Annotated in this window: 3 protein-coding genes; 2 read left to right on the top strand and 1 reads right to left on the bottom strand. The window is 39.5% G+C overall.

Annotated elements, in window-relative coordinates:
* Window positions 1-175 precede the first annotated feature (175 nt).
* Window positions 176-10,918 carry a T9SS type B sorting domain-containing protein gene (locus tag MWU56_RS01260; RefSeq protein WP_247041433.1) on the top strand — a complete coding sequence of 3,581 codons (10,743 nt, stop codon included), beginning with the start codon at window positions 176-178 and terminating at the stop codon, window positions 10,916-10,918.
* 184 nt (window positions 10,919-11,102) lie between these two features.
* On the opposite strand, the gene MWU56_RS01265 is transcribed toward MWU56_RS01260, so the two are convergent.
* Window positions 11,103-12,833: an alpha/beta hydrolase-fold protein gene (locus MWU56_RS01265; protein ID WP_247041435.1), complete on the bottom strand. Its 1,731-nt coding sequence runs from the start codon at window positions 12,831-12,833 to the stop codon at window positions 11,103-11,105.
* Window positions 12,834-13,379: 546 nt separating this feature from the next.
* Here MWU56_RS01265 and MWU56_RS01270 point away from each other — a divergent pair.
* The gene (locus MWU56_RS01270) at window positions 13,380-13,982 is read left to right on the top strand and encodes a YceI family protein (RefSeq protein WP_247041437.1); all 603 of its coding nucleotides are present in this window, start codon (window positions 13,380-13,382) and stop codon (window positions 13,980-13,982) included.
* Window positions 13,983-14,007 lie beyond the last annotated feature (25 nt).

Below are 14,007 nucleotides of genomic sequence, written 5' to 3' on the forward strand. Positions count from 1 at the left end.
CTAAAACCTTCAAAACTTAGTGGATTTGTCTATCATTTTATAATCAATAACCCCTATATAATAAGGGTTTGCAACATTTTAAGGTACTTCCACAACATAAGATTTTGCAGGTCTTCTTCTTTGGATAGATTTGGTATCAAAGTTAAAATAACCATAACTATCCTAAACCTCAAACATGAATTACAAGCCCTTTGCTAATTATTCCAACAGGCTACTTTTTACATTGTTTTTCATAACCTTTGTTTCACTTACCAGAGCACAACTTTCTGTTCCTTTCGAACCTCGTTTACCAGGGGATAACATCATGGTAAAAGGAGATTTGGTATATGTGGCCAACAACATTGTTAGTGTTGCCAGTAACCCCAACGCAGATTACAATGGAAGTGCGAGTAACCAAGGTGTAAATATGAATTACATCGATATTGATGGTGATTCATCCACTTTCAGCTCCAGTAGTGCAGAATTAAATGCACCAAGTTGTTCCGCAGTGGTCTACGCTGGGTTATATTGGGGCGGTATTTATAGGGATACAAATAGGAACGACCCTTATAAGTCGGTGAAATTTAAGGTTCCCGGAGGTACTTATATAGATATTGGTCCTTCTAGTGATGCAGCTTTTCAATACGAACAAATTTACGATAAAGATGGGGATAGGGATGGAGATGGATTTACAGACCCTGGTATTGTTGATGTAGATTATTTAAGTGGGGTAAATATGACCTCCTATCTAAATTATGCGAATGTAACCCATTTGTTATCAGGATTAAGTGATCCAAATGGCGAATACACCGTTGCAAATATAGTGGCCTCAACTAATCAGAAAAATGTTAGTGCAGGTTGGACCATGGTGGTGATTTATGAGAACCAAAACGCCACCAGCAAATACATTTCAACTTTTGATGGTTATGCGGCCATGGGAAGTACTTATAAGAATGTTGAGTTTTCTTTTGATGGATTCAAGACTGTGCCATCCCCATTGCCTGTAAATGCAGTTATAGGAGCAGGTACAATGGATGGTGACCGTATTAATGGTCCCAGTATGCAATTTAGGGCAGATCCTTCGGATAGTTGGACCTATCTAAGTGATGCCATTAATCCAAGCAACAATGTTTTTAATAGTACGATAACCAATCAAGGGAGCTGGGTGGATACCCGAACCCCAGCAAGTCATAATACCTTGGGATGGGATGCCGATATTCTTAAGCTCACCAATCCAGGAAACTCTGTACTCCCCAATGATCATGATAGTGGTGAAATAAGAATAAGTACCTCCAGTGAAGGAGTAATACTCTTTCTTACCACGGTGGCGGTAGAAATAATAGATCCAGATATATTGGTAGAAAAGAAAGTTGAGGATCTGGCCGGGAATGATATTACAGGGGATGGTGTAAACCTAGGACAATCCTTGGAATATGTACTTCGATTTTGGAACCGTGGGAACGATGATGCTACAAATTTTACAATACGTGATGTACTGCCCAATAACGTGGAACTGGAAAGTGTCGATTTGTCTGGTGCTCCAGGAGTTACCATGTCATCCGCAGGAACCACTCCAGAAGAAGTAACTTTTTACGTGCCCGACGCCCTTGTCACCGAGGAAGGAAATGTCTACGAGATTAGTATGAGGGTGAAGGTCTCAAATGATTGTCATGATTTTGTGGCGGCATGTAGTTCAACCATAGACAACATAGCTTATGCTACATACGATGGGGTGACCAGTGGCCAAACCATATCGGATGACCCTAGTGTCTCCAATGTTAGCAGTTGTGGTTTTATCACACCGGGAGCAACTAACTTTTTATTGGATGATTTATTAGATTGTGTTTTTGAAAGTGAAATTCAAATTTGCGGAGATAGTGCTGAGATTACTGCAGGATCTGGGTATGATACCTACACATGGTACAAAGATTTGAATGAAAATGGACAATTGGATGCCTCGGACGTTGTTTATAGTGATAGCGATCCAGATAATGATGCAACTACTGTTTTAGTACAAGAAACAGGACATTACTTAGTATATAAAGAATCCGTCACTTGTGGTCCCAATATTGAATCTATGGAGGTTACACGTTTTGGAAACACACAGGTAAATCCTATTATTACCTATTTTAATGACCTTAATGGTGATGCAGACATCACAAATGATATACAAGGAGAGATTGTAACCTGTGCCAATGACGGCTCTGAATTGCCCAAAATTTTCCTCTGTGGAATTAACGATACTCAGGAAATAGTACTCAATATCATTGATGCGGAAACCATCACTTGGGAAAAATTGGATGAGGCAAGCTGTGCGGCAGCGGGCCCAGATTGCCCCAATAATCAAATAGGATGTTCGTGGGACGAAGTTGCCACGGGAAATTCATACACTGCAAACACTGAAGGGCGTTATCGTTTGGTTTTATCATATTCAGGAGGCTGCAACAGCATATTTTATTTTGATGTTTTCCAAAATAACCTTGATTTTGATACTGTAAGTCAAGACATACTATGTGCTACAGATGGTTTTATCAGAATTCAAAATGTAGGAGCAGGTTATGGCTATCAATTGGTAGATACCGATAGCAACTCAATTTTGGTACCATATTCCAGTGGAAATGGACCTAACTTTACGATTGATACTCCAGGTACTTACCGTGTAGAATTTACGCAATTGGACGGTAGCACAGGTGAACCATTGGATGGTAGCTGCGTGTTCAGTACCGAGGAGATAGGAATAGAAAGAAAAGAACTGAGCTTAAACCTTACTACGGAACCTGTAACCTGCATGGATCAAGGAAGTGTACGTGTTTTGGTAAGTGATGGAAGGGCAAATTATCATTATAGTTTATATACTGATGATGGATCCGGTAACCCAGGGACATTAATAGATAATGAACTGGCACAAACCACCAGTGATCTTACATTTAGCGGACTAAATGCAGGTGATTATGTTATCGTGGTAACTACTGATGATTCTTGTGAAGAAATAGATACCTTTACCATTGATGAAATTCCCGACCCAGAAGTCAGTGCGGTTTCGACAAAAGATATAACCTGTACCGATGGACTCATATCTTTAACAGGTACGAAGGGTGCACCAAATCCATCATATTTGTATGCCATCTGGGAAAAAGATGGTAGTTCACCATATTCTGATATTTCCGATATCCCTTCAATAGAGTTCCAAAGAGATACTATTGCCCCGGGAGTATTCAATTTTCCTTCGGGAGATGAGGGAACGTACCGTTTTGTAGTTGTTGATGGTAATAATTGCTGGTCAATTTCCAATGAAGTTACCGTGGCTGATTTAGGAAGTTTGGTAGTTAACAACCCAACCATTGATTCCGAGATAACATGTGAAGGTTCCAATACTGGACAGGTAACAATGAACGTATCTGGAGGTTTGGCTCCTTATGAATACAGTATAAATGATTGGACCACAGAACAAACCAATCCAACTTTTGTAAATTTGGCACCGGGTACACATACCATTAAAGTTCGAAGTGCCGATGGTTGTGAAGAGGAAACTACTTTTACGTTGGAAGACCCAAAAACTTTTAATGCAAATGCAGGAATTTCCAGCATAGGTACATGTGATATCAATGGAAATTCAGAAGTTAGGTTTACCAATGTAGAGGGCGGTACAGCACCTTATCAGTTCAGTTTTGATGGAGGAAGTACTTTTATAGCAGACGATGTAATGGATCCATCCGTTAGAATCAGTCTATTGCCTCCGGGTAATCATATCCTTGTCGCCAAAGATTCAAGGGGATGTGAGATTAATATACCAATCACAATAGAGGCACCGCTTCCTATTCCAAATTTTGATATGGATGTAACCTACGATTGTGATGGAAATGGAGATGTGGTTCTTTCTCCAGACCAATCTGTTTATAATTATGAATATTCCATTGATACTTCTCCCATTGTCACTTCAACAGATGGTAGTTTTACAGGTATCACTCCAGGAACTTATACCATAACTGCTGAGTATACCGAAAGTAACCCACCAAACCCAAGTGTTTTGTTGTTGGAAGATTTTGGGAGCGGTTCAACCATAGATAGTGAGTATACTTTGGGCTATACTTATGAAGACCAAGTAGGAAGTAACACCCATGTTAATGATTTTGAATATTCTGTAACCAATTATATTGTTTCGCCTTTTGGCGCATGGTTAAGGCCAGATGACCATACATCCGGTGGAGCCGATTCCAACGGACGTTATTTGGTAATTAATGTTGGGTCACCATCCCCAGGTCAGGTAATCTATAAAAAACCTATAAAAGACATACTTCCAAATCAGGATATGAATGTATCCTTTGCAGCTATAAACCTATTGAAGAGTGGTTCCCAGTTGGATCCTAATCTTTGGGTGCAAATGAGAATTCCGGGGACAGAAACCGTAGTTGGAGAAGTACAGACCAACGACATACCGAAAAATCTAATCTGGAATGTTTTTGAATTCACCATGAATCCCGGAGCACATACAGAATTGGACTTTGTGCTGATTTCCAAAAAAATTGGAAATAGTGGAAATGATGTGGCCATCGATGATATTTTGGTAGAACAAGTGCCTGAAAGTTGCCCACGCACAATGGATATTCCAGTAGTAATAGAAGCAGGGTATGGTTTTGCAGCAAATATTTTGAGTTACACCGACATTACTTGTAATGGAGCAAATGATGGTTCCATCACTTTTGAAGTTGAAAATTTCGACGCAGTTGCCGGATTTGAATACTCTATAGATGGAGGAACCAATTGGATCGCAAGTACAACATCACCTGTAACCACAGCATCAACGTTGACATCTGGTACGCAAAGTGTATTGATCCGTAAGGCGGATGAGACCTCTTGTACCATTACTATAAGTCAAGACATTGATGAACCTGCATCACTTTCAGTAAACACAAGTATAGAACAAGTACCTACCTGTAGCGATCCGGCAGGAACTATAAAAGCGACGGTAACAGGCGGAACAGGAACATATGAATATGCTCTTGAAGACGAATTAGGGAACAGTATAGTAGCATTCCCCAACGCATCTGGCAATACCTTTAGTGGCCTAGTGGCAGGTGATTATGTTATTGTGGTGAAAGATATAAATGGTTGTGAGGAAAGAAGCGCTGTAGTAACATTGAACGGCCCGGTTGACCTGACCTATGATGTTGTTTCAACCAGTTGTTATGATGGTGGAAACAATGCCACGATTCAGCTTACAGCAACTACCGGCAGTGGAGGATATCTCTTCCAAATAGATGGTGGTCCATGGCAGGCACCAGACCCGAGTACACCGGACACCTATACTTTCTCAGGATTGTCCAGTGGCACCTATGATGTCAATGTAAAGGATTCTTTTGGTTGCGATGGAGGAGTAGTTAGTATAACCATAGATGACCAACTTTTGGTCAATGTAGCGGCAACCGATGTTAGCACATGCGCAGATGGATCTATAGATGTTACCGCAACTGGTGGTAATGGTACACTTGTGTATGCTTTTGTTGCTAACGGTAGCACACCTACGGCCGGAGATTTCTCAACAACAAATACATTTCCTGTTGCTGCTGGAGATGAAGGCGATTACGATGTGTATGTACGAGATAACTCAGCTGGCATTCCATATTGTGAGTATATGGAAACGGTTACCATAAATCCATCTACTCCATTAACCATGACAGCTACTCCAACGGCACCTCAATGCCATGATGGAAATGGTAACATTTTAATCAATATCACATCAGGAATAAGTCCATATACTGTTCAAATAGTGGATTTGGACAATGGAGGAGCTTCCAATCAAACAGATACAAACCTGTTGGCAACAAGTAAAACATATTATAACCTATTGCCAGGGGACTATACAATTAATATTACTGATGCAACAGGGTGTGCCATTACAGATATTCAGACCATAAACAACCCTGAAGAATTGACCGCAACCATAATTGGTATTACACCTTCTGCCTGTACAGGGGATGTGAGTGATTTTGGTTTTCGTTTTTCAGCATATCCTACAAGTTTAGGTACAATAGAGTTTAGTGATGATGGAGGTACTACTTGGATTTCTGATAACTCGGTTCCTGGAACATCGGATGAATTAACTGGATATAATTCCGGTGATACTGTTTATCCATCTATGAGAACTGTTGATGGTTTTGGTAATACCTTGTGTCAAACAGATTTCCCTCCATTTATTGTTCCCTATCCTTTGGATGATCTAGATATTACCATTGATGCAGTTGTGGTGGATTGTGATGATTTACAGGTCACAGTACAAGGATCTGAGGGGGTTGCTCCATATCAATATGCTTATACGGATGACCCATTTAACTTTGACCCTACGGAACCGTCTATTTGGGTCGATGGTGGAAATGTAGATAATTTAGGCAACCCAGTCGGCCCAGGAGAAGGAATGTATAAATGGACAGGTTTAATTCCTGGAAGGACTTATGTGTTTTATGTAAAAGATTTTAATGGTTGTGTAAGACAAAGTAATGTAAATGTAAATGATCTTATCACTGAACCTTTTGAAATTACTTCGACAATCATACCTTCATGTGATGGTGCCTCCAATGGAAGCATTATATATGAAATTATAGAACAAGAAATCTCACCAGGATCAGAAATAGAATGGGCTTTCTATGATATTTCATCAGGAGCTTCGGTATTAGTTAGTGATAGTGGAGGGAATATTCCATTTAATTCTCCACAGACCATAGAATTTGACTTATTAGGAGAAGGAAATTATTATATAGAAGTAACCAAAAAGGATGGAGCATCATCTGGTTGCGTAAGTGCTTCGGAAAATGAGTTATTAGAAGAACTTGATCCATTAAGCGGAACATTAAATGTACTTCAAGATATCAGTTGTAATAATCCTGGACTAATTGAAGTGCAGAATCCTATTGGTGGTGGGGGTACATATACTTATACAGTAACAGGTCCCGGTTCATTTACAACGATTACCGATACATCCGACAACCCTATAGAGATTCCATCCAACTCGCCTTCTGGAAATTACTCGGTTATTATGGAGGATCAATATGGATGCCCTGTAAATTTAGGGTCAATACATCTAGATCTAACACCGAATCCAACAATTGACAATGTTAGTGTGGACAACTGTTCGGCTCTGGCAACAGTTACTATCAGCGCGAGCAGTAGTGTTGGAGCGGATATTTTCTACTCCATTGACGGAGGTAGTACCTATGTTGATAACGGAGGTGTGTTCAGTGACATTGCAGCTGGAAGTTATGTTGTTGCAGTTATTGATAGTAATGGTTGTTCCGAAACTCAATCTGTTACGGTTCACCCACAATTGCAAGCAACAGTGCAATTGACCAAATTGCTCGATTGCTCTTCTGATGCTGAAATTACAATCAGTGATCTTGAAGGCTCTGGAGATTATGATTATGAAATTGTAGATGGCTTTGGAACAACTTTGGTGGCCAGAACAAGTGTGCCAGGTGATCCATTTGTTTACTCGACATCGGTTGTTGGGGATTATACGATCACAGTATATGACGACCTTACAACATCACCAGAATGTTCGAGAGTATATAATGTATCGGTCCCAGATATTATTTATCCAGATTTCGATACCACTCCAACAGATGTAACTTGTAATGGAGGTGCCGATGGAAGCATTGCGGCAACACAAACCGATAATGGAATATCTCCATTGTCATATCAACTTTTGGATAGCGGGTTAACTCCAATACCAGGAACAGATTTTACATATGATGCAACAACACGTACATTCCATGGATTGATCCCTGGTGATTATATTATAAGAGCAACAGGAACCAATAGCTGTACAACAGATTCAGCAATAATCACAATTGATGAACCAACAGCTATAGCAGTTGCAATCCCGGCCACCGATGTGGTTCAGTTTGGATGTGCTGCAGGGAATAACCCCGATAATGCAAGCATTACAGTGAATTCCTCATCTATTTCTGGAGGAACAAGCACTTATGTGAGATACGAATTTGTGGATGCATCCAGCAATGTGGTACAAGATGGAAACAACAACCAATTGATTGTCACCGACCTTGCAGGAGGAACATATACCATCAATGTTTATGACGATGCAGGCTGTATGGGCACCACAACGGCTACAATAAACGCATTTGATGAACTACAAGATGCAATTATTCCATTAGTGGATGATATTTCTTGTGCCAACGGAGGTGAAACCATTACCATATTAGCACAAGGGCTATTGACGGATTCATCTGTAGGTCCTCATGATTATAGTTTTGAGGAAATTGCTACAGGGACCACAAATACCACTGGAACTTTCACTGGATTGCAAGTTGGATTGCATTCATTCCGAGTTAGCAATATTGTAACTGGATGCTCCATTACCGTAACCCATAATGTAGAGGAAATTGAGCCATTTGGTATTGATGTAATGGAGGATTCTCCAGTAGTGTGTGCCGGTGATGACAGTCAAAATCATTTTGAGATTACGGGAGGTTATTCAGGTGGATTTACCTATACAATTTATGATGCCAATGGAACTTTGGCAGATCCAAGTGATGATGTTTCAATAGGAACGGATAGTGGAACTGGTACAACAAGTGGAAACATTGATTTGCCCAAAGGCACCTATCGCATTGTTGTTGAACAAACAGACTTTCCATTCTGTACCGAAGAAACCATGGTAACCGTAGGAGGTGCAGACACGGTATTGGATGCGAATATTACTGAAATAGGAAATGCCTCTTGTTCCAACGATCAAGGAAGGCTTTCGGTAGAACCTACCGGCGGAATCGCACCATATACGATTGCAATACCATCTTTAGGATTAACACAGACCAATGTGTACAGTTATGTATTCACTGGACTTTCCGATGGTACATATGATATAGAAATCACAGACGCTGCAGGATGTGTCAATACAACTTTGAGTGGAACTATTTTAACGGTAGATCCATTGATAGCAAATATTTCTCCAGCCACACAGACCTTGGATTGTATTGGCGATACGGATGGCACTATTAGTGCAACGTTGACCTCTGGAGGGTTGGGTACCGTACTGTATAGTTTAAACAGTATAGAAGGTGGAAGCATAATTTCCACATCTTCTACCCAAACATCTTCAACTTTCAACAACTTGAAGGTAGGAACCTATTCCATTACTATTTCGGACGATGCAGGATGTACCTACACCACATCCGAAGTTGAAATAATTGATCCCGAACCAGTTGTGGCAAGCTTGGTGCTGTCCAGAGAACTTACATGTGATGAGGACGCACAACTGACCTTAACGGTAGAAGGTGGAACTCCATACCCAGGTAATGTATATCAATGGAGTACTTCAGAGGCAGGACCATTTACAGATATGTCCGGTGGAAATACACATGTTTTCGATGTGGCTCCAAACAGTGCACCATATCAATATTATGTAATAGATGCGAACGGATGTGAACCCGCATTATCGAATGGGGTGACCGTTAATGATATAGTACCGTTGACTGCTGAAATAGATTTAAATGGAGCCTTTATCAATTGTAATGGCGACAGTACAGCTTCAATTTATGCAAAAGCATCAGGAGGTCTTGGAGACTATAATTACGGATTGTACTCGGATAGTGGAATGATTACTGCTGTGACACCGACAAATACGGATGGATTCTTTGAGAACCTTCCACAAGGAACTTATTATGTTGGGGTAACCAGTGTAGATTGTACATGGGTTTCCGAATCCATTACAATAGAAGAGCCAGAGCCTCTTGTTATCACTAGTGATATAACCAATGTAACATGTATGGATGCCGATGATGGAAGTATTAGTATTAATGTTTCCGGTGGTACTGCGGATTATCAATATGCGATTTCACCTAACCTTAACCAGTTTGATACTGAAAACACCTTTACTGATTTAGCTGCCGGTGATTACACCGTGATTGTTCAAGATGCCAATGGTTGTTATGAAGTACTGGATTTTACCATAACACAACCAGATGAATTGGTGTTGAGCGTTACGGCAGAACATGAAATTTGCTACGGAAGCGAAGATGGTTTGGTAACCTTGGATATTCAAGGAGGAACCGCTCCATACAGCACAAGTCTTAACTCAAGTCAAGATGCTAACTTTGTAGAAGGAGTGATGAGCTATGGTAACCTACCAAGCGGAACCCATGTTATTTTTGTGAAAGATGCCAATGGTTGTACCACCAATCAGATAGTTGAAATAGAATCTGGTGTTAATATGGAAGGTACCGTTGAGGTAGTGTACGAATGTGATGGAATAATACCAACAAATTATTTGGATATTAATTTTGAGGATTCAAGTATTGTTCCCGAACTGTTGTATGGTATGGATACCACTGATCCAAATCAGATGGTTCTAGACCCCGATTTTATAAATCTTATGCCAGGGGAACATACACTTACTGTTGCGCACTCCAATGGATGTACGCGTAGTTTCAATTTTGTGGTAGAGGCATTTGATCCATTGTCCTTGACTTTGAGCAATGAAAATATCAATGAAATATTGGTAATGGCCTCTGGGGGGAATCCAGAATACGAGTATCAAATCAATGGAGGTTCACCAACAAGTGAAAACACGTTCTTGATAAAAGCAACGGATACATACTCCATTACTGTTACCGATGAGAATGGTTGTAGTGTGACCCAAGAAATTTTCGTTGAATTTATAGATATTGAAATTCCGAATTTCTTTACTCCTGATGGTGATGGGTTAAACGATACATGGAAACCTAAAAACCTAGAAGTTTTCCCTAATATAACCATATCAATATTTGACAGGTATGGAAGAACTGTATATCGAATGCTTCAAGATACTGCAGGTTGGGACGGTTTTTATAACCAGGCCGATTTGCCTACAGGGGATTACTGGTATATCATAAAGCTAAATGGAGATGAGGATACCAGGGAGTTTGTAGGACACTTTACCCTGTACCGATAAAAGATTCAATTTGCTTTAAGTATAAAAAAGAGGCTGTCTAAAAAATATTGAAATACGTCATTCTGAACTTGTTTCAGAATCCCATCATATTGATAAGTAATCATTATGAGAACCTGAAACAAGTTCAGGTTGACGAAACGACATTTTAGACAGCCTCTTTAATTTTTTAAAAATAGATAAGTTGCTATTTGTACCTCCAACTGGTTAAATCTGCACCTTGTGGGGCACTTTCGGCAATACGTTGCATAATTTTTGGCACGTACATGGAGTTGTAGCGCAAACGACTTATGGCATTTGGTTGTTCTGGGTCTCCGTTCCAACAATGTTCCGCACGATCGCCATATAGTACTTCACCATCATAGTATGGTTCGCTGGTACTTTCAAGAAAATCTTCCATTAAATAGACAGCGTTGTTTAAATAATAGTTGTCCATATCTCCACAGTATATATGTATTTTTCCCTTAAGCTTAGAACCAAGTTTGTCCCAATCACGTTCCAAAATATGTCGTAGATCATAGTTTTCTTTCCAGTATTCGGCCACATCATGATTGATATCTCCGGTCATCTTATCCCATATTCTAACAGGATAACCATCATCCCCTTGTGGAGAATAAGTAGCTTCCCAAATATCCCATTGTTGTCCAGATCTGGATTTATCACCCAATACCAATTCTAAATGGTTCCCTTGTCTTAAAGTGGATTGTATATCCCCTAAATAATTACGATGAGCGGGAACTTCCAATTGTTTGTGCTGTGAATCGTAATAATACGCATTGTCGTCTTCATAAATATTGGTAAGGCTATAAGCTCTAAAATCTATGGGGTCCGGACAAGCTGCAAAACAACCATTATATTCATCAGGATACTTTACCTGTACGGCCAGCGCTTCCCAACCACCAGTGGACCCTCCATATAAAAAACGGGACCAACCTTCACCTATGCCTCGAAATTCCTGTTCGATGTAGGGAATGAGTTCATGGGTGATCGCATCTCCATAGGGCCCTTGACTTGCTGAATTCACTGCATAGGAATCGTCGTAATACGGAGTTGGATGTTGAATTTCAATTATTAGAAATCGGGGGAAGTCTGGTTCGTTCCAGCGCTTGTAAAAATCATAAGCTTCTTGTTGTTGGATAATGTTATATCCTTCCATATCAAAACGTGCTGAATATGTAGGTTCTAAGTTAGGGTCGGGCGGAGTTGTACGGAACCCTCCAAAATCACTTGGGAAATGACCATGAAATACCATTAATGGATATTCTGCTTCGGGGTGTTCCTCAAAACCTTTGGGCAACAAAATATGTGCGCCAAGGTACATGTCCCTCCCATAAAACTCCGATAACTTCTCCGATTTGATCTTAATATGCTTAATCCATTCAGTATCCTCTGGTTCAGGAATTGGTGGAATTTTTTGGTCCATAACCACGGAAACATCCTCAATACCATTAACACCAACCGTTATCTTAAAAGGTTTGCTGTATAAATTTTCTGGAGAAGTGTTCCAGTGTTGTCCTTCACCATTGTCCATAGGTAGTTTTACCGTATGTCCGGAGGACAAATTAAAAGTTTCGTAAATATGGAGGAGAGCTTGTACATTATACTCACCTGGTGGAACATCTTTTAGGCTAGGGTAGGGGTAACCAAAAATGGATTCATCGAATGTGATGGATTCTCCCGGAGCCATATCATCCACATTTACTCCAAAGATGAGCTGTGTATTTAACCCATCGTTTATTTGGAACCGAGGTTCTTTGCTGTCATCTGAGGAGAGCATTAATAACAATCGGCCGTCTTTGTTATTTGGACTTACCGTTTCATCAAAACGTACAGCGATGCTGAATTTTGATTTTTCAGTTTGTCCACAGGAAATCAATAATAGAAAACAACTACAAAATAAAATGCTGAGTTTGTTCATGATGGTTGGTTTTTAGTTGAATAAGATAATCCATTACGGGCTAATGAAAAAAACCAAGGGCTTAAAAACAATATAATTAAGAGTGATTTTTTATAAAATATAGTTTGAATAGTGGTAACAGGTATAGTGTGAACTTTCTTTATTGATTGTATAACACTCTTAATACTAACATCTTATACGCTTGGTCCACTGTAAAGTTCTCCTTGAATTCGTGCTTTATTTCTATTAAAAGGATGGTAAATACTAAAACCCGGTGAAAAAAGTAGAGGTCGGAACGAGTTAATTACATGATATAAATCAGTTTTTCAGGTGCTTTTTGAAATTTGAGACGAGCTATTCAATCTACCTACACGCTAAAGGCTTCAATTAGAATAGAATTGCAACTTTAGCCACCTATTTGACATCTTAAAGGGTTAAGAACCAACTGAATGTAATTTTTTTTACTAGTTGTAATCTGAAAACCAGAAGGTTGGGAAAATACTGACAATTATCATCTTTTAACAATATTTTGTATTGGATCTTTGACCTATCAAAAACCAAAACAATATGCAATATTACACAACACATCTACAAGTACCTTTAAAAACAGCCATCTTATGGCTAACCTTTGCATTGATACCACTCACTCTTTTATCCCAAAATTATAGCCTTACTAGTGGAGAAGGAGAAGTTACGGTTACCGGAACCTCTACGCTTCATGATTGGGAAGAGGTTGCAGAGCAAAGATCAGGGACAATAGACTTGGACAATACAGGTGAACTTCCCAAAATCAATTCCTTAAAATTTATCGTAGAAGCGGAAAGTTTAAAAAGTGGAAAAGGAGCCATGGATAAGAATACCTATAAAGCGCTCGATACTAAAAATTATAAACAAATCGTATTTGAACTTTCAAAAGTAAAAAGCGTTTCACCGGTTGTTTCAAATTCCAACAGTTATAAAGTTGTGGCCACTGGAAATTTGACCATAGCAGGAAAAACCAATACAATTGATTTGCCTTTCAATTTGTCCATAAATGACAATACGATATTGTTGAAAGGTGAAAAGGCGCTGAAAATGACGGATTATGGAATAGAACCTCCCAAAGCGCTTTTAGGAACCATTACAACTGGTAACGATATTGAAGTTCATTTTAATACAATTTGGAAATAAATAAAACTTAAAACTCAACTAATAA

The sequence above is a fragment of the Allomuricauda sp. F6463D genome (genome assembly GCF_023015965.1).
In the GTDB taxonomy this organism is placed as follows: domain Bacteria; phylum Bacteroidota; class Bacteroidia; order Flavobacteriales; family Flavobacteriaceae; genus Flagellimonas.

Coding starts and splice junctions, on each gene's coding strand:
- MWU56_RS01265 (WP_247041435.1), bottom strand. CDS start 12,833: ATGAACAAACTCAGCATTTTATTTTGTAGTTGTTTTCTATTATTGATT.
- MWU56_RS01270 (WP_247041437.1), top strand. CDS start 13,380: ATGCAATATTACACAACACATCTACAAGTACCTTTAAAAACAGCCATC.
- MWU56_RS01260 (WP_247041433.1), top strand. CDS start 176: ATGAATTACAAGCCCTTTGCTAATTATTCCAACAGGCTACTTTTTACA.